Genomic DNA, 24,503 nt, shown 5'->3' on the forward strand with positions numbered 1-24,503 from the left:
CGCATGCCTTCAACACAGAATCAGGGACCGCCGGAATGAGTCAGCAAGACACCGTTTGGGTTTCCCGCTTTGTTGTTGCACTCTGCGAGCCCCTGCTCGACACCGAAACGCGCCAGGACATCGATGACCACATGGTCTCCCTGATCGCCAGCCGGCCGCAGTGGTGCGCCGCCTGGCTTTCCGGTTTCCTCTCCGACATCGTCCGCTCCCTGGATCCCGAGGACCCGTGGAGGAACCTGACGATCTCCAAGGGCAAGGCCCTGCTGCCGGACGGGACCCCGTTCGGGTCCTGGGTCGATGCCACGGACCTGATCCACGCCTCCACGATGGACCAGCGCTCCGACCTCGGCCTCGCAGCCCTGGTCACCCCGCTCTCCGACGAGTCCTCAATCCTGATGGCCACCGCGTCCCAGGGCTGGCACGCCACGCTCCACTGGCTTGAGTCCAATCTGGTGCTCGCCACCGGCCTGGACCCGGAACAGGCCCGCGCCTACTTCAATACCGCCGTCCGGACGCTGCGCTGGGCAATACACCGCCGGCGCCTCTTCACCGGCATGGAGGACCAGTTCGTTCCGGTCGCCGGTGATGCCTGGATCAACCGTGCCGAACTGATCGTCGCCGGCAAGCCGTGGGACGAAGCCCGCGCGGCCCGCTACCTGAACGCCAACACGGTCGAGGCCGGCAACTACAAGCAGTTCACCTAAGCCCGGCACCTCCATGAGCCCCAGCTTCCCGATCCTCGAGTCCGTGCGTGCGCTGTTCCCGAAGAGCGCCAACCGGACCATCATGGTCGCCAACGCCTGGAATCCTGCGGATTCGAAACTGGAGCGCCCCGAACCCAACGGCTGGGAGGACGGATGGACCCACGTGGGGAAGCCGGCCACCCGTGACGTGGTCCAGGACCTGAAGGACAAGGGCTTCACCGTGGTCAACCTCGAAGCGAGCGGTGTCGCCAACAGGCACAAGGACGTCCCCATCTCAGCCTTGCTGTAGGTCCTGCACGCCGGCACCGTTTCGTATCCGGTGAGCGGACACTGAGGGCCCGCACACATGGGGTTCATGGACCTCAAACCCACCGCGGTGCTTGTGACTGTTGACGCAGCACTGCTGGCTCCGGCTCCTCCGGAACCGGACACCCCGATGCTCAAGCTCATCCGGCTCGAACGCACCCTGGGGCACAAGGTTTTCATCCTCACATCCCTGCCCGAGCGCTTCCGTGCCGTCCTGTACGCCTGGCTGCGGCGCCTCGGCCTCGAATCCGACGGCATCCTGATGCGCGCCGACGGCGAGCATTGCCCCGACGCCCAGCTGAAGACCGCAATGGCCGCCGCTGTGATGAAGCGCCACCATGTCGTCCACGCCTACAACGACCGGGCTGACAGCCACATCGCCTACACCCGCCTTGGACTGAATGCCACGCGCTGCGCGCTGCCCGCACACAGTCCGGTACAAGCACACGCCCAAACAGAAAGCTAAGACCATGTCAGCACCTGCAATCCTCGCCAACGCCCACACCTCCGACCGCTGGAACCTCACCCCCGCCAACGGGCACTCCATCCTGGAGACCGGCACCGACACGCTGTACCTGGGAGAGGACCCCGAGCTGGCGGCCCTCGTCGCCGCGGCACCGAAGATGGCCCGCGCGCTGAACGCGGCCCTGAACCTGGATCTGGGCACCGAGGCCGAGCGGCTCCTGCGGGCCGAGATCGCCTCCTGCCTGCGCTGACCGGGGAGGGGTGTCCGTGGCGCCGCACACATAGGGCGCACCCATCACGCTGAGCCGTGCCGCCTGCCGGACGCTCCCCTACGGAAGAATCGAATCCATGCACGACGAAGGTTACGTCCAGCCCATCATGCTGCTTGTCGACAAGTCGTCGCCGGCAGCCCACATCGACGGCGTCCACGCCGCGGCCCTGGCCAGCGTCCTCGCCTACGCCGAAGAAACCCTGTCCCTGGTGGACCCCGATCCGTCCTGGGCCTCGTGGCTGGACGGTCCGTTCACCAAGTCGGTCCGCCGCGCTGACGCGAAGACCTACGAGAAGATCAGTACGAAGTTCACCGCCGCCGAGCACGCCGCCGTCACTGTCGGCAAGGCCCAGGCGATGGCGTTCCGTCCCACCACGTACGGGGCCATGTCCCGGCACCTGGCCAAGCTTCAGGTCTCCGGCACCGACCTGCCCAAGCGCGCCACCGACCACCCCATCATTGCGCCCGAGGGCTCCCCCGTCCTGGTGCTGAACGCCGGACTGGGCATGTCCACCGGCAAGCAGAGCGCCCAGGCAGGGCATGCACTGTTCGCCTGGTTCCTGTCCCTGGACACCCCGGCCCGCCGGGCCTGGTACGAGGCAGGCTGCCCGTTCCGGATCGAGCTGGTCCAGCAGGAAGCGTTCGACGACTACGCCAGGGGCGTCCCCGAGGACCTGCTGATCGTCGACGCCGGCCGGACCGAGATCGACCCCGGAACCGCCACCGCCTTCGTCAAGGCCTGACCCGCAAGCTCACAGCAAGGGCGCCGCTAATCTCATTGGTATTGAGAGCGGCGCCTTTGTCGTTCCCGGACAGAAAGGCCTCCCATGGCACAGAAAGAAGCAGACCCGGTCAAGAAGGCGGAGGCACTCAGGCGGACGCAACGCCATAACGGCGCGTTCGCCTCCGGATTCGCATCGGTATCACCAGCCAGGCAAGTGCCGGCCGACGGTCCGGACGAGGACACCGCCGCCCAGGAGTAGCCAGGTTCTCCGCGTGCACGTCTGGGCGGCCCGCCGGACACATAGCGGGCATGAACACGCTGTTCGCGGAGACCCCGCTCAAGGAAATGGATCCCTCGGCCCTGTCCCAGGCGATCATGCACAAGGCTGCGGCCGCCGGCATGGACCTGGACCGGGTCGCTGAGGCCATTGACGCCGCCACCTACCTGCACCTGGGCCAGACCCGGGCCAACCGTGGGCCGTTCGCGAGGACCCCGTATATTGAACACCCTCTTCGTGGAGGGCTCAGAGTCCTGCGCTGGGGCGTCACGGCTGAGCACATTCTGCTGGCGATCCTGCTCCACGACGTCGTCGAGGACTGCCTGGAGCGGCTGCTGGCGCGGTTCGTACCCGGTGACCACTCCGGACTGGACATCCAGTCCAAGCGCGGTCTGGCGTACGCGTGGATCGCGTCGCGCTTCGGAGCGGGGACGGCCCGCATCGTCGATGCCCTGACCAACCCTCCCGGCGGAGCAGAGCAGAAGACCCGCGCCGAGAAGAACACCGAATACCTGCTGCACGTGAGGCTGGCCGTGACCGATGACGCAGAGGTATTCATCGGTAAACTCATCGACTTCGACGACAACGCCGGGGGCCTGCACCACAACGCGGTGCCCGGCAACGAGAAGATGGTGGGCCGCCTGGCGGTCAAGTACGGCCCGGTCGCTGATGTCTTTGCGATGGAGTTCGTCCGCAATGCCGATGCCATCAGAGCGCTGGTGTCGGAGGACGGCTTCGCCACCATCACCACGAAGATGACGTCCATCAAGGGGCGCCTGGTCGGGCTGGCGGCTCAATATGCCTGAACTGGTGTTGGCCGCCGCGGACCCCTGCTCGCCGGCAAGCCGCAGGGGTGCCGCAGCGGGCACGGTGAGCAGGCAGGATCATCCGGGGCACGCCACAGGCGTGGGGACCTCGTTTGGGGAAATCTTGAACCGGGACGTGCCGGAGGAGCTGCCGCTCGGGGAATGCGTCATATGTGACAGGGACGGGAACCCGGTCATCGTGACGTTGACGTCACACGACGCGCTGGTGGTGGCCCGGCTGCAGGACGTGGAGGATCATCCTGACCTGCTGCCGGAGGACTGCTAGGCCGACCGAAGCCCGGGCAGCGATACTGCTGACCCCGGGATCAGGGGCATGAGTCCGGTATTGGGACCCGGCTCGGCGATTGCGCTGGCGCGCAGGCACTGCGGGCAGGTGGCGTCCATGTCCAGGAGCCAGCCGGCCTTCCGGGCCAGACGGGTGGCCACGCTGAGCGGGTGGTGGTAGACGACCGTTGAGCGGTCGGGGCAGACGAGGCCGTGAGTCCCGTCACAGGAGACAGTGGTTACAGTGATGGCAAGAATCGACATTGAGAGAAGCTTTCGGAACCGGCCCGTGGGGATCGGGCAGACAGAACGGGAAAGGTCAGCGGCGCACTGCGGCGACGGCGTCGGAGATGGGCATTGAGGCTGCGGGGCCGTGGCCGGGGAGGATCACCGAGGCATCGATGCCGTCGAGTGCGTCCAGCGCGGGGACTGTGCCTGCAGGGTCTGAGTGGAACATCGGGTCGAGCATCTGCGCACCAGTAAAGGGGCTGAGCGCATGGCCGGTCACTAGGGCGTCGCCTGTGGCGATCGCTCCAGCCTCCGGGAATACCAGGACGGCACTTCCTGCCGTATGTCCGGGTACGCTGACCGCTCTGGGGCGGCCGGGAAGATTGTGAAGCATTTCCGCGGTCCAAGGCTCGGCCGACGGAACCGGCTCGGCGCGGAGCGCGCCGGCGGAGATGGCGTGGATCATCCACTTCAGCACCCGCGGGTTCCAGGACCGGGAGATTACGGTGGCCAGGGTGACCTGGTGCTTCTCGTGGCCCTGGACGTGGGCCAGTTCCTCGGGGCTGCACAGCACGGGGGTACCGTACAGGCGGGAGAACTGGGCAGCAGACCCGGTGTGGTCCACGTGGCCGTGGGTGATGAGGATGGCTTTTGCGTCCTCGGGGCGGAGGTCCAGGCTGCGGATGGAGTCGAGGACCAGCGGGGCGTCGGCCGGGTAGCCGGAGTCGATCAGAATGAAGCCGGAGTCGTCGCGGACGATGATCCAGTTGGACGCCGGCCCCTCGACGAAGAAGACGCCGGGTGCGGGTTCCGACACGGTATGTCGGTCGGTTTGCCCGGCAGTGCGGGCGGCTTTACGGTGCAGCAAAGCTGTACTCCTGAAGTGTTCAAAGGATGCTTGTACAGCCAGCCGGGCGTCCGCCAGAAGGGCTTAGGGCTACAGCATATACACGCGGATTGGACATGTTCAAATTGGACTTTGGACATCCCGCCGCATCTCAAATGCGAGTTTACGACTATGTTGTGACGGGCATGACAAGGCCTGTCAGTTAATGGACAATAGGCGAGGTTCCGCTCCGGGACCCGCCTTGTTGCGTGCCGATTGTCCGGGACAGCAGGCGTAAATGGGGATATAAGAATGGGGTAACGCCGTATGGTTTCCACCAGTGATGAAAGCGGCCAATGGTTACTGGTGGATTACCTCACCAGGGACCAGCCCGGGCTGCTGAGCATCGGCGGTGCGAACTATCACGGCGCCAGCCTCCGCAAGAACCTGACACCCCTGGGCCGCGAGCTCTTGGTCGACCGGATCCGCGTCGTCGCAGAAACCGGCACCACCATTGATGACGTCGTGACCTACCGGGACCAGGACTACAGGGTGGTGGTCTGCCCCGCACTGGCCCCCACCTCAGGAATCCCGGTGGCCGTACAGGCGGTCTACTTCCCCGCTAACGCGGTGATACCGGAAAGGCCCCTGGCCGGCACCGTGGAGTGGATCATCTCGGACACCGGCAGGATCGACACTGCCTGGAACGATGACTTGTTCGGGATCTACGAAGTTGACCGGCACGGCGCAAGCCCCACCGGGGACATGAACCAGTGGGTGTCCCAGCTGATCGCCCCCGAGGACCGGGCACGGATGAAAGTCACCATTGACGCAGCCATCAGGTCCGGCAACGCGCAGCGGTACCTGGTCCCCTACCGGGTCGTCACGCGGTACGGCTCCGAGGACCCTGGCGTGCGGAACCTGGAAGTCTGCGGGCGTGTCTTCCCCCTCCCGGAGCAGGGCGTCAAGGTTCTCCGCGCCATCACCCGCGAGGTCGCCGAGGTGACCCAGAGCCCGGTCACGCCCGGCTTCGGTGACTTCCAGTCCAGCAGCCTGCTTCGTGCCGTCTTCGACCTGTCCGAGGACCAGGTCCTGGCGGCAGTGGACACCAGCTGCTGGCAGGTGTTCATGACCTCCAAGTCATGGGACGAGCACGACCTGCAGATGCCCCGGTTCGGCTACATGCCCCACGTCATCTACCCCGGAGAGTTCCGCATCTTCCGTGAGGTCGTGGAGGCCGCGGACCCCTCCTATTCAGATGTCATCAGCATGCTCCGCCGTGACGGCAGCTACGTGCCGTACAGGGTCTTTGCCAGTGGCGGGACCAACGCCGGCGAGGGTGAACCGGACCCCTACGTGATGATCAAGATGCTGCAGGCCTCCACCAACTGACACGACACATCCCGGATGGCGGATGCCGGCAATACACCGCACCGGATGCAAGCCGGGAAGGCATCCTTGACGCTCCGCACACATAGGCCCCGCCGGACTACCGGCAGGGCCGCTTCGATCGTCGCGGCCTTCCTCCTGATCGAAAGCAGTGCCCGTGAGACTCTCTGACTTTGACGTCCCCGAATACGACACCCTGCTGTGGCTCATGGGCGGATTCTTCGCGTTGGCGGCCCTGGCAATGGTTGCCATGGTTTTCATCCCCACGAGCCAGGGAAAGACCAGCATTGGCAAGCGTACGCTGATCACCGGATTCACCGTCTGCGCTCTTTTTGTTGCGGCCGGGCTTGTGACAAGCGGGACGCTGCGCGAGGCATTGAGCAGCCAGGACGAGAAGTTCACCGCCGCCCTGCAGAGCAAGTACGGCGCAACATCGTCCAAGACGTACCGGGAGGTCAGGTACACGTCGGGGAGCGAAGCAACCCTGACCCGGGACGGCAAGTCCACTCCGGTCCGCTTCGTCCTCAATGGCGAGACCATCACGCCGTTCGCCATTACGGAAACCGAATACCCGGCGCTGGAAGCCAGCCATGACTGAGCAGCCACGCCTCCACCCGATCAAGGGACCCGGCCCCTACAGGATTGACGTCCGGCTGGAGCCGGTGCCCCATGTGCCTTCGTCCCGACACAGGCCCGAAGCCTTCGATGCCGCCAAGCTTCTCGGCGCGGATTTCAAAGGCGAGCACGACCGCGGACTGTCCCGCTTCGAAGCAAGGGTCTACGCCCCGCCCGGCGTTGAGGACGCGGACCGGGACCGGTGCATGATCGCCAACTTCTCGTTCCAGCACATGGTCCTGGGCTACGCCTCCGGCGGCGCCATGCACTTCACCGGAGTCCTTGTCGGCGCTCTCGCCTACACTTCGACCTTGTACAAGTCCCTGGACTCAGGGGTTCCGCTGACGGAACTCGAGGAGGCCAGGGGCAACTGGCCCGGCGACGTGCGGTACCAACCGCCGGCCTGGGCCCACCTGCAGCCCTTCCTGGGGTGGCGGGCCGCCGTCACGGTCGCTCCCTTGGGCGGCAGGGAGGAAAGCCAATGACCCTGGCAACAACCAGCAGCACACGGCCGGCCCGGCCTTCGGGCAGTCCCGGCCGGAGCGCCGCACACATGAGCGCCATGACTGACGCCACCGCAGCTCCTGCCGTGCCCGAACTGGACCTGGACGCCCTCGAAGCGACTGCACGCGCAGCCGCCGCCATAGCGCCGGGAGCCTGGTTCTGGCGGGGCAACACCGACCACGAAGAACCCGCCCTGAGCTGCATCGTGCCCCGCCTGGGCCGTGTCGAGGTTCTCGGCCACTGCACGGTGGACAGGGAACGGGACTCGTTCGAAGCCAGGCAGCACATCAACGACCTGGAGAACTGCTTCGGCACGCTAACCGAGGACGCCAAGGAACAGTACCTGAAGGACTGGCTCTGGGCCGACGAGGCTTACGAAGTACCCAACACGGACTCCCGGCTCTCCTTCTTCAACGGAAACTTCAAGGTGCCGGCCCGGGATCTGGTCACCTACGAGGTAGCACGCCTGCGTGGCCTGCCCGACGATACGAAACGGGAGCACGACGGGATCCACCGCGGCAACATCGTCGATGTCCGCAGCCCCATCGCCCAGCACCTCGCCGCCGCAAGCGCCGACACCGTGCTGGCCCTGATCGGCCGCATCCGGGACCTCGAAGCCAAGGTCGCTGCCCTGTGAGCGGCCTCGACCAGCTGCACTACGCGACCCACACCACCGCGTTCGCCCTCACCTGGCTGATCGTCCAGGTGATTGTCATGGCATGCGTCACCACCGAACTCATCCGCCACTACCTGGCCCGCGGCACCCGCGGCCGCTACATCATGACCACCATCGTCCGCACCCTGACCGTGCCGGCCATCCTGGTGAAAATGGTCGACATCGTCCTGGACGTCGCCGACAAGAGCTGGCTCAACCTGGTGATCGACATCGTCATCACCGCGTTCCTCATCATGAAGTGGTACTGGACCAAGGATGACGACAACTGGTGGAAGGGCCGGGGCAAGAAGCTGGGCCTCTGGGCCCGCCGGACGTTCACCCGCAGTTCCCGGACAGCAGCCCAGGCCGCCTGACAGTAAGCACAGAGACAGCAGAAGCGCGGTGCCGCGAAGGTGCCGCGCTTCTGCGTTGGCACAACTTGGCGCTGGAGCCACCCGAACGACGCGCCCAGGCAGGCGTGGGCACGGGAACGCCTGCCTCCGTACACATGGGGTTGCATGAGCGACCTGCAGACCATTCTCGACCGCCACGCCGCGGCCACACCGGGACCACACAGCGTTGACGTCATCGACGACCACCTCGGCCGGCCCGACAGCAGGGAATGGCTGATCACCGACCTCGCCCGCGACCAGTACGGCAACAACGCCGTCCACTTCGGCCAGGACGAGGCCACCGCCCGGTTCGTGGCTGCCGCATTCACCGACGTCCCTGTGCTGGCGGCCCGCCTGCAGAAGGCCGAGAAGATCCTCGCCACCATGGAGGACCTCCTGGACCACGGTGCCGTCCTCTCCAGCGACTTCGGCGAGGTCGCTGCAGACCTGCGCAAAGCACTGGAGCTGGAGGGTGCAGAGTGACCACCGTCCTGACCACGAGTGACCCCCACATCGGGCACGCCCTTGTGGCCGCGGACCGCGGGTTCACCTCCATCGCCGACCATGATGAGTTTTTCGCCCAGCAATGGGCTGAGAACGTCACCAAGAAGGACTCGGTCTGGATTCTCGGCGACCTTGCATCGTCCAACCCGAAACCGGCATTGGAGCTGCTCAGGAAGCTGCCTGGCACCAAGCACCTGGTCGCCGGTAACCACGATCCGGTCCACCCGCTGTACTCAGACGCCCACCGGCACTTCCGCAAATACCTCGACGTGTTCGCCTCGGTGCAGATGGCTGCGAGCCGGCGCATCGGGGACCGCAACGTCCTGCTCTCCCACTTCCCCTATTCCGGGGACGGAGTCGACAGGGAAGACCGCTACGACCAGTGGCGCCTGCGGGACAAGGGTCTGTGGCTGCTCCACGGGCACGTCCACAGGGCCTGGAAAGTGACCGGCCGCCAGGTCAACGTCGGCTTCGACGCATGGCAGCGCCCAGTCTCCTTCGACGAGCTGGGCGCATTTATCAACGCATGTGAAACGGAAAACGAACTGATCGGAGCCACACTTTGACGTCCCGGACATCGGGAGCCGGTGACGGGTTCCGGAAGAAGCTCACGTCTCCGCGGCTGCAGATTCCCACCTGGCTGACCGTTGCGCTCCTCCTGACCGCAATCGCTACTTCTGTCTGGGCCTGGCTCACTGGTGATGACGCTGCGGGATGGATCAGCAGCGCAGCGACGCTGCTGTTCGTGGCCGCCTTGCTGGCCCTCGAAAGGCTGACGAGGCGGCTGTTCCGCGACCACTACAACTTGAAAGGCAGCAATGACTGAGACTACGACCCTGCCCTGCGCGGTCTGCCGCAAACCGCTGGAGCGCAGCGACGGGGACCCCAACGTCCCCTACGGCGCCAACATCTTCATCACCCACGGACACTACGGCTCTACAGCCTTCGACGCCGTGTTCGGTGGAGAGCACCTCGAGCTGCTGATCTGCACTGAATGCATGACGACCATGCGGGAGAACGCCGCCATCCACCGTGTCCTCAAGGCCACCGAAGCCACTCCGGAGCAGACCTTCATCTGGGGCTCCCCGGAGGACCCGAACGAGGACAACCCCTGGAACAAGCAGCGGCTGCGGAACGACTTCGCCATGGAGGACTTCTTCGCGCAGACCCCGGGGATGACCGAGGACTGGGCCAAGCTGATCTACGACGCCTGCCAGGTGGTGTCCCGCGACGGGAAGGTCTTCGATCCCGCCTCCATCCCGGCTCCGGCGGTGGCCAATGCTTGAGAGCCACCCCCGGGTCGTCGCCGGTGCCCAGGCACGGGTCGACTTCTACGAGCCGCTCCGCGACGGCCGTCCGTCTGAATGGACCGAGATCGACTACGCCGAAGCCGACGTCACACTGAAGGCTGCCGACGCCTGGGACGCCGCCAACGGTGTCCTCCGGGTCACCGTCGATGACGCGCTCCGTGACCGCCTGATGGATGCCCTGCACGTGGGCGCCACAGGCGACCTCTGCGAGGATGCCGACGCGGTGCTGGCAGCCGTCCTGGCTGCGCTGGTCCCCGGCGTGAATTCTGTGGCACCGGAGTAGGTTCCGGGCTTGTCCGTACACATGGCAGCCATGAAACCGATGCCCCATGTCCACACCTATGTCCTGAACGGCAAGGGTGAACGGATCAGCCGCTGTCTCCACTCCGAAGACCACCATCGAGCGGTGAAGTACGCGCTGCGCCGCCGGCTGCTCACTGCAGCACGTGCCATCTTCGCGAAAAGCGCATGGCGGTGAGCGAGGCCCCGGTCCGCCGCCGCGGCTACCACCGCCCCCGGACGCTGCCCGCACCCGAGCAGTTCACCCTGGCCGGGCACCGGTTCGAAACCGACGGCAAGGATCTGTGGGTGACACCGCCGGACACTGAGCGCATCGACCGGTTCAAGGTCACCCGGTACCTCAGCTCCCGCTCCATGAAGCAGGGCTACCCCGTCGAGCTGGTGCGCCCCGAACCGATGACCGCCGAGTTCGCCCGCTCCGCCGCAGCCTTCTGGCTGGAGTGGTCCACCACCGCAGACGCCGCGGCACATCCACCGGTGTTCCTGGACCACTACGTCCGCCAGCTGGAATCGGGCAGCGCCTGAGCTGCTGCCGCACACATGGCAGGTCAGAACGCCGGAACCACCGGCACCGACCCGAGGAGTTCTCATGCTCAAGAACGACGTCATTGGCCACCTGACTGTCCGCATCCCGATCCGCCTCGTGGAGGATCGCGAGTCCTGGGAGATTCCGGAGGTCTACACCTACCTGGAGGCCGACCCTGCAGAGCTGGTCTCCCACGACATTCCAGTTGCCTTCCACGAGCGTATGCGGGAGACGCTTGAAGAGTCCGGCGGCTTCCAGGTAGGCACCTGGGGCGAGGTCGAATTGGCGCAGACCACGCTCCTGCACGAGCATCCGATGCCCGCTGAACCAGCCCTTCCGTCACTGGAGCTGAACTTCTTCGGGAAGGCCTCCCAGTGAAACGCAACCTCCGCGCCCGGGCCGTGGGCGCCCGCAAGAAGGAGCTCCGCCGCCGGCACCGGGACCGCATGAAGCGGGTGTGCTGCGAGCGGTGCCTGAGCCACGCATCTGGCCATCTCGGCCGCATGGCCCGGGCTGCAGAGTCACCCTTCCGGCCTACCGCCAGGGCAGCCGCCCTCCGCGACCAACACCTCAACTCCTGACAGGGGACCATGAAGATCCTGAACATCAACCGCCGCGCGACCAACGAGATCGACGTTGCGCTGCCCTTCGACAGCGACGCCCAGGTACTGGCCGCCTGGGACTACCTCATGGCCAACCGGAGGGCCGACAGCTTCCGCTACGACCCGGAAGTCGAGGGCGAAGACCCGGACCGCGCCTGGATGGGCCAGTACCTGCAGAACCACCGGTCCGGCATTCCCCAGCCCGTCCCTGACGCAGACCAGGTCCGGCGCGCCATCCCAAAAATCTGGGGCGCCGAGATGAACTACGACGTCAGGGAGCTTCTCGGAATCTGAGCGCTCCCGGGCCGGCAGTCCCCTACCCAAAAGCCGAAAGCCCGCCCTAGAATCGGCCATGGGATTCGTGCTGGGCGTACTCGCAATTGGCCTGCTCTGGCTGATCTGCGTCATCGGCGTAGTGGTCGGAGCCGTCTGGCTGGTTGCTCCGAAGCGCCCGAAAGCACCCACACCCCCACGGCCTAAGCCTGCACTCAAGCCAGCCCCGGCCGTCATTGCTCCCCCGCGACCGGAGCCTGCGCCAAAGACGGTCCCGGCCAGCAGCACTCCCGCACCGCAGGCCGCCCCTATGTATGTCCCCCGCTGGGGACCGCACCGCCGCGCCTGGGAGGTCCGCTCGAAGGCGCAGTGGCAGGCTGAGTTCGACCAAGACGGGGAGTAGCAGCGCCGATCCGCGACCACCGGCGGGGAGGGATCGGGAGCCCTCCCTACACATAGGGCTTATGACGATCCTGAGCACCTTCAAGCCCAGCCCGCGGTTCACTCTTCCCACCCCTGAGCAGGAAGACGCCATCGAGTCGGCGGGGCTGCTCCTGATCGCTGCCGACCACCTCCGCGATGAGGCCCGCGAAGCCCTGATGACCACCCCGGCGTCCCGGGAAAGCTACAGCCGCTACCAGGCGGTGACCGCCGCGCTGAAGTCCGTGGAGCGGGCAGCTGCCCGCGCCTACGCCGCCGGCAGCCTGCCGGTGGAAGCCCTGGGGTTCACCCCGGCCGACAGCATGGGACGCCACGCCGAGCACCTCGATGCCGCCCTGGAATTCGTCACGGCCGGATACCGGGCAGCCCTTCCAACCGTCGGCCTCGGCGGCCTCGTGGACGCCTCCGCCCTGGACGCTGCACGCAAGGCAATCCAGTTCGAACTGTCAGCAGCTGGAACGTCCTCATGAGCGAGGCCGCAGCTGAAGAAGCCCAGGTCTGCACGAGGCTGCTGCCCTACACCACCCACCAAATCGCCAACATGCAGCGCTGCGGCAAGCCCGCAACCGATAAGGACAAGGACGGCAACCCGATCTGCCCCGTGCACAGGGGCGCCGACGTGCGTGGTGACCAGAACCGCAGCCGTGCCAAGGACCGCTATTACCGACGGATGGGGATCAACCCCGCCAAGATGAACTTCGAGGACTGAACAATGGGCAAAGCAAAAGGATTGAGCGTCTCCCGGAGGAAATTCCGGAAGCTGATCGCCGACAACTACGGCAAGCCCGGGGAACTTAGCGGCCAGCCCTGGTACGGCGAGGGCATCTTCGTCCAGCACCTGACCCCGGACATCTACACCCTGATCGGCTTCTGCGGCCGTGGCGTGCGCAGCATCAACAGCCACCCGATCCGGACCCTCATCGGCATGACGTGTCCCGAATGCACCGGGGTGCTCAAGAAGATCAACCGCCGCATCGAGGCCGAGAACAGGACTCTGCAGGAAGCATCCGACACCACGGAAGGACACTGACATGGAATCCCCGAACGCACCCAGCACAGCCCGGGCCCTGCAGGGAGCCACGGGGAACTTCAAGGTGGCCATCGCCTTCCTGTACTTCACGGTGACGGCCACCTACCTTGCCATGACAGCCCTTGGCGGCACCCACGTCGATACCGTCTTCTGGGTGTGGCCGCTGGTCATTCCGCTGGCCATGGGAATCACCGGGTGGAACACAGGCAGGCCATTGACCGCCGAGGAGGCCCGCCAGCGCGCGGACATCTCCCGCTGGGATGTATAGAGCGCCGCTGAACATATGAGGCCCTGCAGCGAAGCCGTGGTGTCGAGGGGCTGGTTACAGGAGTCGGGCTGCGTCCGCTTCGATCTGGTCGGACAAGTCGTCATCACCCGGGTATAGGGCGGAGGGCGCCGTGGCATGGTGAAGGAATTCCTTCCGGCGTTGCGAGTCCTTTCGTACGTCAACCATGAAATCGCGCTCTATTACGTCAGCGACGTTAATGACAAGCTCGGCGGCTGAAGCGGTGCCGAGTGTCTTCGCCGTCCAAACGAGGAGCCGGCCGAAGTGATCGCTCGGGCGCTGGATCTGACCGATAGCAGCCAGCATTTCGGAAGCAGCACCACGGCAGGCGAGCTCCATCGCGCTCGTCCAAACTGCTCGTGGGACACCGGCGCTGACCGTCTTGGGTGCGGTATCTTCGCCAAAGTCGATCCGGTCGAAGAGGCTGTCTCCATAGTGGGCCGGGACATTCGCTCGCGCCTCAGCGCGCAACATTTCGATCTGCTCTCTGTCTAGCGAGACGCTGAGGGGTCCGCCCATTTGCTTGAGCAGGGCTTCGAAGGTGACTTCCTGCTTCAGGGCCAGGAATTCCTTGGAATGGACTCGGTACTCAGCAAGGAGCTCGGCCAGGAATCTCCAGAGACGGTCCTTCTGGTCCGAGATCCACAGCCACGATGCGACGCGACCGAAATCGTCACCGAGGTGCAAGTCCACCTCGGTACCCGTGCCACGTCCGCGATCTCGGTCATACCTAATCCCCTCGACGGTGAACTGGACGGTGGATCGAACCGAACCGCCCAGCATGTGCTGGAGCACCATCTCCGGAGCAATTCGACCGTAGGTGGAGGGAGAAACTAGAACAGCCTCGGGCTTGCCGTAGCTCCCGATGACGACCGAGATGCCTCCAGCAACTCGCTTGAGGATCTTGGCCAAGCTGCTTCGAAGTTCGCTTACAGGTACCACTTCATTCACGGTCATGGCTCTATTATCGTTAGGAAAAAGCTTTTTGGTACATAGTCTTGTACGAACTTTCGTACTAAATTCCCTCGTGAGAGAAGTCGGCCCTGCCGTACACATAGGCGCCATGTCACTTCGCCTAAACAAAGCCATCGGCTACGCCCTCCCTGACCTAGTGCCCAACGATCCGCGCATCAACCAGGAATCACCCCTGCTGAACTGGCCCCGGCTGGAGGAAGAGAACGAGAACTTCGTCACCCCAAGCTTCGAGGGTTACATCGCCTGGCTGAAGGAAGCCGCGGCCGCCGGCGCTTCCGCCATACGCTCGAGGTCCCAGCCGGCCAGCGGATTCGGAACCAACATCGAAGCCACCCTGCTTCAGATCATGATCGACAAGGCGCGGGGCACGGCGAGGCTCACGGACGCCGTCATCTACCAGCGGGAGTCCGGTCCGGACATCCTTCTGCTTATTCCGCCGGTCTACATCCACAGCTGGCTGCGGAGGGACGACTCCATCGACTACGCCGAGGCACGTCTCCAGCCCGGAGGAGGCCTCGACAATAAGCTCGTCCGCACGGACGTCGGATTCGGTGCGTACTCCACCAGGTTTATGGACGACGACGGCACAGACCTCTCCTCCACGGCCGCGGAGTTCGTGCAGTTCGCCGAGGCAGGCATGCCTTCCGATGAACTCGACCGGATCGCTCGGGACATCCGCCCCCTGGACTGGAAGTTCAACGATGACCGGCAACTGTACGCCGGTGCGGCCGAAGCCTCCGCCCGGATTGTGCCCACGGTCCCGTCAGACCTACGCCGGCTCTCCGCGTACGGGCAGCTGTTCACCTCGGATGATGTCTGGAAGCAGCTCCGCCCGGTGCTCTACACCTACTGGAGCTGAACGGGCAGGCCGGGGCCGGGGTCCGTACACATAGGGTCCATGTCGCTTCGCATCCGCAAAGTCCTGGGCTACGCACTGACCGACGTCGTCCCTTCCGACCCCCGCATCAACTGGGATTCACCACTGCTCGACCTCGTGGGGGTCAGACCGACCTTCAACGACTTCGTGCGCCACCTGGAAGCAGCCGGTCCGTTCGAGGACCCCGAGCTGGAGGACGTCGACATGGTGCGGGCCGGGATCGGCGACCAGCTCCCCTACCGCCTCGGCTCCTGCATCGTGCACTCCTTCGACTACGGACTGCCCACTGTCATGGTCCTCGTCCCGCCGTCCTACGCGTCCACCTGGATCCAGGTCGACAACATCTTCGATTACGTGGAGGCCCACCTCGGCGGCGAACCCGACACCAGCCCGGCCCTGCATGACGTCCCCGGCATCGACCCGTTCGACGGCCGCTGGATGGACAAGGAGACCGGGCTGGAGCTGAACCACAACTACGTCCGCGGCTACCGCCGGGCTCTTAAGCTGAACAGCGACACCGCGCAGCACGACATCGCCGCCCGGCGCATCACCATCGCCGGCCGGCCCCGCCCGGAGACACCCCTGTTCGCCGACGCGGCAATCGCCGCAGAACGGCTGGTCCGCCTGGTCCCCGCCGAAATCCGGGAGCTCGACCTGCTGGGCTACCTGTTCACCAACCCGGGCACCTGGACGTCCCTCCGTCCGGTCCTTTACACGCACTGGAGTTGAGCGGGGAGGCCCTCCCTGCAGTCCGCACACATGGGTGGCGCGCAACCGCGCCATAACCTGCGTCTAAGGAGTCACCCGTGTTCGCCCTCAAATTCAGCTTCTACCTCCGCTACCACCGCGACGTTCCCCGCAGCATCCACGTTCCTCTGGACAAGCTCGTCGGCATCGACTTTGCCGGGATCGACGACCATGCTCCCGGAATGGTCATGGCCGTCATCGAAAAGGACGACGCACTGCTCGACGAACTCTTCGGCGACTACGCGCCCGAATACCGGCAACTGGTTCAGGACCGGGAGTCGAACTGGAAGGAGCTGATGCGCTTCGACGAGGAGCTGGTTCTGGTGTCCGTTGGGGCGGAAGCCAATGATGAAGGCTGAGATGGGCACTCCGGGTTGGGTCCAGCGGAAGCTTTCCGGGGAGTACGTCCTTCAGGCACTGCGGGTCGCCAAGCAGTTGCGAGACACCGCTGACCGCATTGAACGGTCCGCCGGGGCGATCCCGACGGAGACATCCACGGGGTTGCCGGACCACAACCGCGCCGCCGTCGATGTCCTGGCTGCCATCGACACCTTTCACGGCAACCTCTCAACCTCCGCCCTCTTCACCGCTGCCGCGGCCGCCGACCGGCACGCCCGAGACCCGAAGGACCTCACATGACCGACGTTGACCTGCTGGCCCACGCCAGTGAATTCTCGTTCCACCCCGAGGGCGCCTCTTTTGGGGACCGGGAGGTCTTCTACTTCGAAGTCACGGTGGCCAGGCGCTCCAACGATCTATGGGCAGTGCTCTGGTTGGGCAGGTGCTGGAACCACGTCACCCAGGACTGGGAATACGAGCCTCGGGAGCGGAGCAAGAAGTTCCTGGCAGAGTGCCGGCTCCCCCTTGACGAAGCCGTGAAGGTGGCCCGCAGCAAGCCGGACACCCTCAGCGTCAACGGCAAGACCTGGGTCGACTTCAAGGCCATCCACGCCCTCCAGGCGGCCAGGGATTGACCGGGGTAGCCAGCCAGCCCTCCGAACATCCCGGACCTGATGAAATTGAGCGGGCGAAGGTCATGCGCGAGATCTACGTGTACCGGGACATGGTCGAAGGGTTTATGACTTTCCGCCGGCTCACGCCGGAGAACCTTGGAACGGCCATTGCCGCGCTGCAGAAGACCCGGTCCATGATGCTGCAGCACGGGATCACCGACCTGCCCCGCCGGTGACAACGGCGGGCAGGAACCCCTCCGGCTCCGCACACATGCCACCCATGACGAGCAATGAGGTCCCCGGCGCTGCCGGTGGCGACGGCGAGACCTACGACGAGTATTCGGCCCGGATGAAGGCCACGTTCCCTGCCCAGAAGGTGCATGAAGCAACGCGGGGCCTTCCTGCCAGCGGAACCCACACCCGCGTTCCGCACGGACTACCCCTGGCACCCGAGGAAGTTGCCGGGCGACCTGTCGAGTACGTGGTCTTTGACCAGCTCACGGCCCTGGTGAAGCAGGCAGCGGGCGAGCCGGAACTGCTCTTCGTCGCCACCGATGCTCTCGGAGACGAGATGGAACGCCTGGGCATGGCAGGCAAGGAACTGACGGCCGTCCGTAACTCAGCCCGCGCCGTCAAGCAGACAATCGGCCACTCCGCGGACACCGTCTGGAAGACGCTGAGCTGGTGGGAGCAGATCCGAAACCGGAAGCACAAGGCACACTGGAAGCACGCCCACACTTCCGCCCTCCTGCTCGAGTCCTTCCGGCTCGTCGATGCCATCCTGGAGGGCCGGTGAGTGCCGCCACGGCTGGGCAGCCCTGTCGGTGGCTCCGCACACATTAGGGCCATGGAACCCTCACCCGACTTCGTCATCACCAGCACCATCAGCTACCGCCCGTACCGCATCCCGCCGCGCTGCCGGAAGCCCCGCCCGGTCGAGGAAACCTTCACCCATGAATTCCGCATCCCGTGCGTGAGCTCCGAGGACGCACCGATCGTGGCCTGGGTACCTGATGACCACGGCTACCTCGGTGCACCTGCCGGTGAGGACGCGCCGCTCCGCGCCCACAACGGACAGCTGTACGCCGCACAGGCCCGCGATGGCAGATCAACGAAAGCCGGCAGCGGCGCCTTTCCCGCGACCCGCCACTACGAGTCCCGCGATTCATGGGATAGCCAGGCGATCCGGGAGGCCGGCAAGCAGTTCGAGAACATCCTGATCATCGACGGGGAGGTCTGGAAGACCGCCAAGGAGCCCGCCTATGCGATCGTCACCCTGGGCATGGGCGAGAACCACGGCGGAACCTACCTGGAGATCGACTACGCCGGCCGGTATGCCCGCCAGTTCCCGCTCACCGACTACGAGGCCGCCGTCGAGGCAGCCGTGGCGTTCGCCCAGAAGCGCAAAGACACCGGCAGTATCCCGATCATCCGAAAGACACCGAAGGCAACCATCCTGGACCCTTCCGTCTTCACCACCCCGTCCGCGGCCGAACGCCAGGCAACCGCCGAGACAGAGATCAGAACCCTCGTTGGGAAGGCACGTAACGTCCTTTCCGGGCAGCTGACCAGGATGTCCCTGCGCGAGGTGAAAGACCTCATGGACGAGGTCAGCGAGCTGATGTCCCAGGCCGGCGTCGACGAGGTCCACGCACCGCCAACACAGGCCTGACAGCACAGCCGCAGTACCCGGTCCATGCCCCTGGATCGGGTACTTTTGGCTCTGCAGCCGCACACATCAGGGTGTAGGAACTCCATCACGATCAAAGGCAAATCATGAGCCCTGTCACCCAAAACCGTCAGCCCGAGGGCATTCCAGTGGGCGGCCAGTTCGCCGCCACCGCCCACGCTGAAGCAGCCGTAAAGCTGAGCTACCAGGACAACCTCCAGTCCTTCGCCGATGAGGTCGCCGGGCGGCCCGCGTACGACGAGGCCGTCAAGCGTGCCCAGTCCGCCGCTGCGACCTACGCCAACGTGGACGAGGACGGCGAAATCGAGATGGAGGACGCTGAATTCGACCGGCTCATCGCCCAAATCAGCGACTACGAGGCGCGCTTCGGCATCACCCCGGAGCACGACCTGCACACCGTCGGCCAGGGCGGCGCCGGCGGCGGTGACATCGAGCACGACACCCGGATGCTCTCGCTGGAGAAGCCCGGCGAGGACGCGGTCATCGAGTTCGCCAGGAAGCACCCGAGCGCCATCGTCGAACCGAAGATCGACGGCCTGGCCATCAGCGTCAAGTATGAGGACGGCAAGATGGTCCGGGCCGCCAAGCGCGGCGACGGCTACACCGGCGAGGACGTCACCGACCGGGTCCGCGGCGTCGAGGGCCTGCCTGAAGCCGCCGGCGAAGGCGACTACGAAGTCCGCGGCGAGCTGTACCTGAGCGACGAGAACAAGGCCAAGGCCAACGAAATCCGCGCCGCCGCCGGGAAGCCGCCGTTCAAGAACGCCCGCAACGGCGTCGCGGGCATGCTCAACAAGCAGGACGGCACCTACGCCGGCCTGTTCTCCTTCGCCGCGTACTCGACGACGATGGGCCAGGACAAGGACCACCTGGAGAACATGGAGGACCTCCAGGGCCTCGGTTTCACCACCGCCCGGTCCCTGCTCCCCCAGTCCGTTCTGGACGCCGAGGACCCGATGTCCGCCATCGCCGCCCTGGGCGCCGAGCGGAAGGGCCTGAACTTCCTCATGGACGGGGCCGTCCTGAAGATCAACGGCGCCGCCGAGCGGGCCGCCCTCGGTGAAGGCTCCAGCGCCCCCAAGTGGGCGGTGGCCTACAAATACGCGCCCGTCGAGGAACCCACCGTCGTCCGCGACATCGAGCTGAACATCGGCAAGACCGGACGCCTGTCCCTGCGTGCGGTGTTCGACAAGGTGGACGTGGACGGCTCCGAGCTGGAGTACTGCTCCCTGCACAACGTCGGCTGGCTGGAGCGCGCCGACATCCGCATCGGTGACGAGGTGATGGCCTACCGCGCGAACGACGTCATCCCCCAGGTTCACCTGCCGCGCATCGACCTCCGATCTGGTGACTCGAAGGCGTGGACCCCGCCGTCGGTGTGCCCGCAGTGCAACGAGCCGTTCGATAAGAGCACCGAACTCTGGCGCTGCCACACCCCGGAATGCTCCGTCAGCGGCCGCATCTCCTACGCCGTGTCCCGCGACGCAGGGTTCGACATCGACGGCTTCGGCGGCTCCATCGGCGACGCGCTCATCGAGAAGGACCTGGTCAAGGACGTGTCCGACCTGTTCTACCTCAGCGAGGAGCAGCTCGCCGGGCTGGAGATGGGCGAAACCAGCACTGGCGGCACCCGCACCCTGGGTAGGAAGAACGCCGTGAAGATCATGGCGGAAATCGAGAAGGCCAAGTCTCAGCCACTGAACCGGGTCATCACGTCCCTGTCCATGCGCTTCACCGGCCGGACCTTCGGACGTCGCCTGGCCTCCGAGTTCGGCACAATGGAAGCCCTCCAGGCCGCCACCGTCTCCCAGCTGGCCAACGTCGAAGGCATCGGCCAGAAGAAGGCTGAGGTCATCTACGAGCAGCTCAAGAAGAACGAGCCCGTCATCGCACGCATGAGGGCCGCCGGCGTCAACATGGGCACAGCGAAGGCAGTCCCGGCTGCCGGCGCCAAGCCCCCGAAGCTGGCGAAGCCGGACGGCAGGCCGATGAACGTCGTCGTCACCGGTTCAGTGAAGGGCGCCCCAACCTTGGCCTCGCTCTCGCGGAGCGGCGTCCAGGAACTGATTGAGGCCAAGGGCGGCAAGGCCTCCGGCTCCGTCTCCAAGTCCACGGACCTGCTTGTCTGCGCAGAGCCCGGAAGCAGCAAGTTCCTCAAGGCACAGGAACTGGGCATCAAGATCGTCACGCCCGAGGAGTTCGCGAAGATGGTCGAGGACGGCGAGGTCTAGCCGCTACTCATCGAAAGGGCCTTTCCGCTGGCGCGGGAGGGCCCTTTCTGTCGCCCGGGTCTGCCACAATCGCACCATGACGCAGTCAGCGGCAGAGACCACCTTCAAGCCGGACCATTGCGCCAACTGCTTTGCACTTGGCTGACCTGACCGGACCTCTTCACGCTGAGCATGGAGACTGTCGTCTCCGCACACATGGGGAGACATGACTACCCAAGACGCCCGTCCGCTCAGTTTCAACGCCTGGTTCCGTGAGAACCCGGGGCACCTGGGGCGTGCCCTTCCATCGTTCTTCGTAGCCTTCTCAGCCGTTCTTGTAGGCAGCTTCCTCCTCCCTGAGATCAGCATGAGCGACGCCTTCATCACCGCTTCGCTGGTGGGATGCGCCGCAGGCGCAGGCCGAACCATCATGGGCTATCTACAATCCGTCATCGCAGCACTCCGCCCTGGGGCTGAGCCAGAGGGTGGGATCAGCTGGATTAACATCATGGCCGGCCTTGCCATCACCGCAATGTTGATGACAGCGCTTATACCTGTGCTGGCCCGCCTCATGGCGAGCCGCTGAGCCTGTAGCCCCTTTCCGCACCGTCCGCACACATGGGGGCCATGGACATCTACGCCGAGCCCGCCGCCGAAAACACCGACCTGCTCCCTTATGGAGACGCCACCTACCAGATCGTGGACCAAGCCCAGGGCGGCGTCATCGCCTACTGCCATTCCGGCAGCGCCGAACGGATCGTGGCCGCGCTCAAGGCGTACGACAACAGCATCACCGCTGTCACCAATCTCGGGATGCTCATTCAGGCACTGTCCGCCTGCGATCCGGACGCCGAGCTGCTCCTGGACTACGGCGGCGAACTGGCCCACCTCGGCAAGCCCACCTACTACCGCAGCTACCACAACGAGCTGGCGCTCACCCCGGACGGCACCGGGCCCAGGACTGTTGCCGAGACACTGGACATCCTGCGGGACGTTCGGATCCACGGCTTCACCCGCCCCGGCCGGGAAACCTCCGCCCCGGACCACACCAATGTCTGGGTTGCCAAGTACAGGGAACCGAGCGGCCTGCGCGTGACCAGTATCCGCAGCGAAGCTAAGCGGGTCATTATCCTGACCGGAGAAGGGTAGGCGCCCGCATGTACCAAGCAACTACCCTCGCCGGGACAGGCGGCCACTACGTCCGCCTCACCGCCCTGCGCACCCCGCGTGGCGGCTGGGGATGCCGGCCCTTTCCGGTCGTGACCTTCTACGGCGCCACCCTCGACTTCGGTGCAGGGACTCTGACCGTCAGTAACGGTGCCACCGAGGTCACCCTTGACCTTGCTCAAGCCGAAAAAGTTCAGGAGCCCGGCAGGGAGTCGGACGCGGTCCGGCTCAGCGCCCCCGTGCGCCATCCCGCCAGGCTCTATGCCTTCAGCGAGAACCAGCGCGTCGACGTCCTGATCCTGCCCCTGGAAACCTACGAGGTCCGGAACAATGGCGTCGCCACGCAGGCAGTCATGCACACTCCCCGCAAATACCACGGCCCCGGTCTCTACCCGGAGACGACCAAGTGGGGCAAGTGGATCAACACCTACCGCCGCGAGGCTGAGGAGCGTGCAGTATCCCGGGATGGTGGCAGATGATGGGATCGGCCGGACTTGTTGAAGTCGCCGCTGGCGTCCTGGTCCGCTTTGACGTCCAGGGCGTCCAGGTGGTCCCGGCAGACGCTGCGGACTGGGCCGTACTCAAGCCATCTGACGGTGACCGGCCAATGCCCGAAATGCTCGCCGCCCTGGACGCAGCCTGCACAGCACTCCAAGTTGAGGGCGGGTTCCAGATGAGCTTCGGGTGGAGCCACGAGCCGCCGCCGCGGGCCCGCCGCCTTCCGGTCCTCCTCTGGCCCAACGTGGTTTTCAAAGCGAGCAGCTTCACACCGCTTGACGGACTGGTCACCGACTTTTGCACCAGACCGGCGACGCTGAACCGCCACTACTGGGAGGGATAGTCGTGCACTCCGCACACATTGAGGACATGCCCAGCGAACCAGCCTTCAATATCAGCCATCACCGATGGGTCGCCAGCCAGATCCAGTCCGGCCGGGCAACCTCCGCCCTGGTCGAGGGCTCCCATGAGCAGCTGCTCGCCGAAGTAGAGCGCCTGACCCATCTGGTGTCACCTGCAAAGCGCAATCTGCCGGGCAGCACCGAACCGGTTGAGGTGTCGACCCTGCTGGGGCTCATCGATGCTCTCGCCAAGCAGCGGCGCGACGCGGACATTCAGGTGGAGTACATGGGCATGAAGTCCTCCCCCGGCTACATGGGCTCCTACCGCGGCATGTACGACCAGCTCGCCATCGCCCCTGACGGCACGGACCCACAGACAGTCGCCGACGTCGTGAAGTCACTGCGGACCATCAAGCGGAAAGGCATCAACGGCGAAGGCGGCCCCTACGAAGTCCAAACCCATACAGGCGTGTGGGTGGACCGAGGCCAGGCCGAACACCAGCACCTCTCCGGCGTCCGCGTCGACGGAGGAATCGTCATCATCATGACGGAGCCGCGCGAATGGTAGAGCGGGCAGCAGAGCTGCTGCGCCAGGCCCGTTCCTTCCACGACCGGCAGTTGGCCACCCACCGCCGCGTATTCCGGCTCGGAACGTCACGCATCTTCCTGACCACCGGACAGGTCGTGACCACCTCGGGCAGCCTGCTGTGGGCCAACTCGACAGTGGCAGCCGGCATGCCCGGTTGGGTGTTCTGGGGCGTGGTCATCGGCGGGTACCTGGGCGGACGGTTCGCGTTCCCGATCCCGGACAGCAGCATTGCCAGCAAGCGAGGCCCGGTGGCTGTCGTTCCGCTGGGACCGGCCCAGCTGGACACCATGACCCCGGACGAGATCCGGGCCTACGAGAACAACATGCTCCTCCAGCACCCGAACAGCGAACCACGCTCGCTCGGGGCAATCCAGGCCCTGCACCGCCACCAGCAGGCCGTCCGGGCCGCCGCGGAGGCCACCGGCGCCTACACCAAGGCCCTCGCGCGCCTGTCCACAGCGGATGCGGTCGCCTGTGCGGCCATTGCTGCCCGACACGAGGAGATCCGGGGCCGCTGGCTGGCCTACGAGGTGGACCCGAAGCTGCAGATCGAGTACCCGGCGATGTCGGACATCTCGTTCCCGCCCACCGCCGCCATGATCAAAGCCATGCGTGCTGCCGACCAGGCCAAGACCTCGGCCAACCCGGCAGAGTACCGTTCCGCCGTTGAGGCTTTCGGCGATGCCCTGGCGGCGGCAGAGGCCGCTGCCGGCGTCACGCCCCCATAGCTGTCCCGG

General features: G+C 65.5%; 46 protein-coding genes. 43 read left to right on the forward strand and 3 right to left on the reverse strand.

The window, feature by feature from the left end:
• Window positions 1–35 precede the first annotated feature (35 nt).
• The 8 genes from IDT60_RS20340 (at window position 36) to IDT60_RS20375 (ending at window position 3,839) form a co-directional block, all read left to right on the forward strand.
• A complete protein-coding gene (locus tag IDT60_RS20340; protein ID WP_191082330.1) occupies window positions 36–704 on the forward strand; it encodes a hypothetical protein in 669 nt (222 codons plus the stop codon).
• A 13-nt stretch (window positions 705–717) separates the two neighbouring features.
• Window positions 718–993, forward strand: a complete 276-nt coding sequence (locus IDT60_RS20345; protein ID WP_191082331.1) for a hypothetical protein — start codon at window positions 718–720, stop codon at window positions 991–993.
• A 66-nt stretch (window positions 994–1,059) separates the two neighbouring features.
• On the forward strand, window positions 1,060–1,476 hold the full coding sequence (locus tag IDT60_RS20350; RefSeq protein WP_191082332.1) for a hypothetical protein: 417 nt from the start codon (window positions 1,060–1,062) through the stop codon (window positions 1,474–1,476).
• A 4-nt stretch (window positions 1,477–1,480) separates the two neighbouring features.
• Entirely contained in the window at window positions 1,481–1,726 is a 246-nt protein-coding gene (locus tag IDT60_RS20355; protein WP_191082333.1) for a hypothetical protein, read from the forward strand.
• Window positions 1,727–1,823: 97 nt separating this feature from the next.
• Entirely contained in the window at window positions 1,824–2,489 is a 666-nt protein-coding gene (locus IDT60_RS20360; RefSeq protein WP_191082334.1) for a peptidyl-tRNA hydrolase, read from the forward strand.
• An 84-nt stretch (window positions 2,490–2,573) separates the two neighbouring features.
• Complete coding sequence (locus tag IDT60_RS20365; protein ID WP_191082335.1) at window positions 2,574–2,729, forward strand: hypothetical protein; 156 nt, start codon at window positions 2,574–2,576, stop codon at window positions 2,727–2,729.
• Between the two features lie 50 nt (window positions 2,730–2,779).
• Window positions 2,780–3,553, forward strand: a complete 774-nt coding sequence (locus IDT60_RS20370) for a hypothetical protein (protein ID WP_223884051.1) — start codon at window positions 2,780–2,782, stop codon at window positions 3,551–3,553.
• A complete protein-coding gene (locus tag IDT60_RS20375) occupies window positions 3,546–3,839 on the forward strand; it encodes a hypothetical protein (RefSeq protein WP_191082596.1) in 294 nt (97 codons plus the stop codon). The genes IDT60_RS20370 and IDT60_RS20375 overlap by 8 nt, the downstream gene beginning before the upstream one ends.
• On the opposite strand, the gene IDT60_RS20380 is transcribed toward IDT60_RS20375, so the two are convergent.
• Both IDT60_RS20380 and IDT60_RS20385 read right to left on the reverse strand, forming a co-directional pair.
• A complete protein-coding gene (locus IDT60_RS20380) occupies window positions 3,836–4,102 on the reverse strand; it encodes a hypothetical protein (RefSeq protein ID WP_191082336.1) in 267 nt (88 codons plus the stop codon). The two genes, IDT60_RS20375 and IDT60_RS20380, sit on opposite strands and share 4 nt — an antisense overlap.
• Window positions 4,103–4,157: 55 nt before the next feature.
• A complete protein-coding gene (locus IDT60_RS20385; RefSeq protein WP_191082337.1) occupies window positions 4,158–4,883 on the reverse strand; it encodes an MBL fold metallo-hydrolase in 726 nt (241 codons plus the stop codon).
• A gap of 336 nt (window positions 4,884–5,219) precedes the next feature.
• On the opposite strand from IDT60_RS20385, the gene IDT60_RS20390 reads away from it, so the two are divergent.
• The 20 genes from IDT60_RS20390 to IDT60_RS20485 all read left to right on the forward strand — a co-directional run bounded on the left by IDT60_RS20390 (window position 5,220) and on the right by IDT60_RS20485 (window position 13,701).
• Window positions 5,220–6,284 (forward strand): hypothetical protein, encoded by a 1,065-nt coding sequence (locus tag IDT60_RS20390; protein ID WP_191082338.1) that lies wholly within the window; start codon window positions 5,220–5,222, stop codon window positions 6,282–6,284.
• A 154-nt stretch (window positions 6,285–6,438) separates the two neighbouring features.
• The gene (locus IDT60_RS20395; RefSeq protein ID WP_191082339.1) at window positions 6,439–6,879 is read left to right on the forward strand and encodes a hypothetical protein; all 441 of its coding nucleotides are present in this window, start codon (window positions 6,439–6,441) and stop codon (window positions 6,877–6,879) included.
• Window positions 6,872–7,381, forward strand: a complete 510-nt coding sequence (locus IDT60_RS20400) for a hypothetical protein (protein ID WP_223884052.1) — start codon at window positions 6,872–6,874, stop codon at window positions 7,379–7,381. The genes IDT60_RS20395 and IDT60_RS20400 overlap by 8 nt, the downstream gene beginning before the upstream one ends.
• Window positions 7,382–7,458: 77 nt before the next feature.
• Window positions 7,459–8,037, forward strand: coding sequence for a hypothetical protein (locus tag IDT60_RS20405; protein WP_191082341.1), 579 nt, complete (start codon window positions 7,459–7,461; stop codon window positions 8,035–8,037).
• Entirely contained in the window at window positions 8,034–8,429 is a 396-nt protein-coding gene (locus IDT60_RS20410) for a hypothetical protein (RefSeq protein WP_191082342.1), read from the forward strand. The genes IDT60_RS20405 and IDT60_RS20410 overlap by 4 nt, the downstream gene beginning before the upstream one ends.
• Before the next feature lie 144 nt (window positions 8,430–8,573).
• Window positions 8,574–8,930 carry a hypothetical protein gene (locus IDT60_RS20415; protein WP_191082343.1) on the forward strand — a complete coding sequence of 119 codons (357 nt, stop codon included), beginning with the start codon at window positions 8,574–8,576 and terminating at the stop codon, window positions 8,928–8,930.
• The gene (locus IDT60_RS20420) at window positions 8,927–9,517 is read left to right on the forward strand and encodes a metallophosphoesterase (protein WP_191082344.1); all 591 of its coding nucleotides are present in this window, start codon (window positions 8,927–8,929) and stop codon (window positions 9,515–9,517) included. The genes IDT60_RS20415 and IDT60_RS20420 overlap by 4 nt, the downstream gene beginning before the upstream one ends.
• Complete coding sequence (locus IDT60_RS20425; protein WP_191082345.1) at window positions 9,514–9,777, forward strand: hypothetical protein; 264 nt, start codon at window positions 9,514–9,516, stop codon at window positions 9,775–9,777. The genes IDT60_RS20420 and IDT60_RS20425 overlap by 4 nt, the downstream gene beginning before the upstream one ends.
• A complete protein-coding gene (locus IDT60_RS20430) occupies window positions 9,770–10,237 on the forward strand; it encodes a hypothetical protein (RefSeq protein ID WP_191082346.1) in 468 nt (155 codons plus the stop codon). Before IDT60_RS20425 ends, IDT60_RS20430 begins: the two co-directional genes overlap by 8 nt.
• Complete coding sequence (locus IDT60_RS20435; RefSeq protein ID WP_191082347.1) at window positions 10,230–10,544, forward strand: hypothetical protein; 315 nt, start codon at window positions 10,230–10,232, stop codon at window positions 10,542–10,544. The genes IDT60_RS20430 and IDT60_RS20435 overlap by 8 nt, the downstream gene beginning before the upstream one ends.
• 30 nt (window positions 10,545–10,574) lie before the next feature.
• Window positions 10,575–10,739, forward strand: a complete 165-nt coding sequence (locus IDT60_RS20440; RefSeq protein WP_191082348.1) for a hypothetical protein — start codon at window positions 10,575–10,577, stop codon at window positions 10,737–10,739.
• On the forward strand, window positions 10,736–11,086 hold the full coding sequence (locus IDT60_RS20445; protein ID WP_223884053.1) for a hypothetical protein: 351 nt from the start codon (window positions 10,736–10,738) through the stop codon (window positions 11,084–11,086). Before IDT60_RS20440 ends, IDT60_RS20445 begins: the two co-directional genes overlap by 4 nt.
• Before the next feature lie 64 nt (window positions 11,087–11,150).
• The gene (locus tag IDT60_RS20450; RefSeq protein ID WP_191082350.1) at window positions 11,151–11,465 is read left to right on the forward strand and encodes a hypothetical protein; all 315 of its coding nucleotides are present in this window, start codon (window positions 11,151–11,153) and stop codon (window positions 11,463–11,465) included.
• A complete protein-coding gene (locus IDT60_RS20455; RefSeq protein ID WP_191082351.1) occupies window positions 11,462–11,668 on the forward strand; it encodes a hypothetical protein in 207 nt (68 codons plus the stop codon). The genes IDT60_RS20450 and IDT60_RS20455 overlap by 4 nt, the downstream gene beginning before the upstream one ends.
• Window positions 11,669–11,677: 9 nt before the next feature.
• Window positions 11,678–11,983, forward strand: a complete 306-nt coding sequence (locus tag IDT60_RS20460) for a hypothetical protein (protein WP_191082352.1) — start codon at window positions 11,678–11,680, stop codon at window positions 11,981–11,983.
• 58 nt (window positions 11,984–12,041) lie between these two features.
• The gene (locus IDT60_RS20465) at window positions 12,042–12,365 is read left to right on the forward strand and encodes a hypothetical protein (RefSeq protein ID WP_191082353.1); all 324 of its coding nucleotides are present in this window, start codon (window positions 12,042–12,044) and stop codon (window positions 12,363–12,365) included.
• A 61-nt stretch (window positions 12,366–12,426) separates the two neighbouring features.
• Window positions 12,427–12,873 carry a hypothetical protein gene (locus tag IDT60_RS20470; RefSeq protein WP_191082354.1) on the forward strand — a complete coding sequence of 149 codons (447 nt, stop codon included), beginning with the start codon at window positions 12,427–12,429 and terminating at the stop codon, window positions 12,871–12,873.
• Window positions 12,870–13,112, forward strand: a complete 243-nt coding sequence (locus IDT60_RS20475; RefSeq protein WP_191082355.1) for a hypothetical protein — start codon at window positions 12,870–12,872, stop codon at window positions 13,110–13,112. The genes IDT60_RS20470 and IDT60_RS20475 overlap by 4 nt, the downstream gene beginning before the upstream one ends.
• 3 nt (window positions 13,113–13,115) lie before the next feature.
• On the forward strand, window positions 13,116–13,433 hold the full coding sequence (locus IDT60_RS20480) for a hypothetical protein (RefSeq protein ID WP_191082356.1): 318 nt from the start codon (window positions 13,116–13,118) through the stop codon (window positions 13,431–13,433).
• A 1-nt stretch (window position 13,434) separates the two neighbouring features.
• Window positions 13,435–13,701, forward strand: coding sequence for a hypothetical protein (locus IDT60_RS20485; RefSeq protein ID WP_191082357.1), 267 nt, complete (start codon window positions 13,435–13,437; stop codon window positions 13,699–13,701).
• Between the two features lie 54 nt (window positions 13,702–13,755).
• Here the strand turns inward: IDT60_RS20485 and IDT60_RS20490 are convergent, their stop codons facing one another.
• A complete protein-coding gene (locus tag IDT60_RS20490; protein WP_191082358.1) occupies window positions 13,756–14,676 on the reverse strand; it encodes a type II toxin-antitoxin system Phd/YefM family antitoxin in 921 nt (306 codons plus the stop codon).
• Between the two features lie 106 nt (window positions 14,677–14,782).
• Between IDT60_RS20490 and IDT60_RS20495 the strand changes: the two genes are divergently transcribed.
• The 15 genes from IDT60_RS20495 to IDT60_RS20565 all read left to right on the forward strand — a co-directional run bounded on the left by IDT60_RS20495 (window position 14,783) and on the right by IDT60_RS20565 (window position 24,494).
• The gene (locus tag IDT60_RS20495; RefSeq protein ID WP_191082359.1) at window positions 14,783–15,553 is read left to right on the forward strand and encodes a hypothetical protein; all 771 of its coding nucleotides are present in this window, start codon (window positions 14,783–14,785) and stop codon (window positions 15,551–15,553) included.
• 39 nt (window positions 15,554–15,592) lie between these two features.
• Window positions 15,593–16,300 carry a hypothetical protein gene (locus tag IDT60_RS20500; protein ID WP_191082360.1) on the forward strand — a complete coding sequence of 236 codons (708 nt, stop codon included), beginning with the start codon at window positions 15,593–15,595 and terminating at the stop codon, window positions 16,298–16,300.
• Window positions 16,301–16,377: 77 nt separating this feature from the next.
• Window positions 16,378–16,677, forward strand: coding sequence for a hypothetical protein (locus tag IDT60_RS20505; protein ID WP_191082361.1), 300 nt, complete (start codon window positions 16,378–16,380; stop codon window positions 16,675–16,677).
• A gap of 1 nt (window position 16,678) precedes the next feature.
• Window positions 16,679–16,957, forward strand: a complete 279-nt coding sequence (locus IDT60_RS20510; protein ID WP_223884054.1) for a hypothetical protein — start codon at window positions 16,679–16,681, stop codon at window positions 16,955–16,957.
• Window positions 16,954–17,292 (forward strand): hypothetical protein, encoded by a 339-nt coding sequence (locus IDT60_RS20515; protein WP_191082363.1) that lies wholly within the window; start codon window positions 16,954–16,956, stop codon window positions 17,290–17,292. Before IDT60_RS20510 ends, IDT60_RS20515 begins: the two co-directional genes overlap by 4 nt.
• Complete coding sequence (locus IDT60_RS20520) at window positions 17,289–17,507, forward strand: hypothetical protein (RefSeq protein ID WP_223884055.1); 219 nt, start codon at window positions 17,289–17,291, stop codon at window positions 17,505–17,507. The genes IDT60_RS20515 and IDT60_RS20520 overlap by 4 nt, the downstream gene beginning before the upstream one ends.
• 44 nt (window positions 17,508–17,551) lie before the next feature.
• Window positions 17,552–18,067, forward strand: a complete 516-nt coding sequence (locus IDT60_RS20525) for a hypothetical protein (RefSeq protein WP_191082365.1) — start codon at window positions 17,552–17,554, stop codon at window positions 18,065–18,067.
• 51 nt (window positions 18,068–18,118) lie between these two features.
• Window positions 18,119–18,943 (forward strand): hypothetical protein, encoded by an 825-nt coding sequence (locus tag IDT60_RS20530; RefSeq protein ID WP_191082366.1) that lies wholly within the window; start codon window positions 18,119–18,121, stop codon window positions 18,941–18,943.
• Between the two features lie 104 nt (window positions 18,944–19,047).
• Complete coding sequence (gene ligA / locus IDT60_RS20535) at window positions 19,048–21,192, forward strand: NAD-dependent DNA ligase LigA (RefSeq protein ID WP_191082367.1); 2,145 nt, start codon at window positions 19,048–19,050, stop codon at window positions 21,190–21,192.
• A gap of 205 nt (window positions 21,193–21,397) precedes the next feature.
• On the forward strand, window positions 21,398–21,757 hold the full coding sequence (locus tag IDT60_RS20540; RefSeq protein ID WP_191082368.1) for a hypothetical protein: 360 nt from the start codon (window positions 21,398–21,400) through the stop codon (window positions 21,755–21,757).
• Window positions 21,758–21,798: 41 nt separating this feature from the next.
• The gene (locus tag IDT60_RS20545) at window positions 21,799–22,320 is read left to right on the forward strand and encodes a hypothetical protein (RefSeq protein ID WP_223884056.1); all 522 of its coding nucleotides are present in this window, start codon (window positions 21,799–21,801) and stop codon (window positions 22,318–22,320) included.
• Between the two features lie 8 nt (window positions 22,321–22,328).
• A complete protein-coding gene (locus IDT60_RS20550) occupies window positions 22,329–22,817 on the forward strand; it encodes a hypothetical protein (protein WP_191082370.1) in 489 nt (162 codons plus the stop codon).
• Entirely contained in the window at window positions 22,814–23,179 is a 366-nt protein-coding gene (locus IDT60_RS20555) for a hypothetical protein (protein WP_191082371.1), read from the forward strand. The genes IDT60_RS20550 and IDT60_RS20555 overlap by 4 nt, the downstream gene beginning before the upstream one ends.
• A 26-nt stretch (window positions 23,180–23,205) precedes the next feature.
• Window positions 23,206–23,745, forward strand: coding sequence for a hypothetical protein (locus IDT60_RS20560; RefSeq protein ID WP_191082372.1), 540 nt, complete (start codon window positions 23,206–23,208; stop codon window positions 23,743–23,745).
• Window positions 23,739–24,494 carry a hypothetical protein gene (locus IDT60_RS20565; protein WP_191082373.1) on the forward strand — a complete coding sequence of 252 codons (756 nt, stop codon included), beginning with the start codon at window positions 23,739–23,741 and terminating at the stop codon, window positions 24,492–24,494. Before IDT60_RS20560 ends, IDT60_RS20565 begins: the two co-directional genes overlap by 7 nt.
• Window positions 24,495–24,503 lie beyond the last annotated feature (9 nt).

It is taken from the genome of Pseudarthrobacter sp. BIM B-2242, assembly GCF_014764445.1.
Classification (GTDB): domain Bacteria; phylum Actinomycetota; class Actinomycetes; order Actinomycetales; family Micrococcaceae; genus Arthrobacter; species Arthrobacter luteus_A.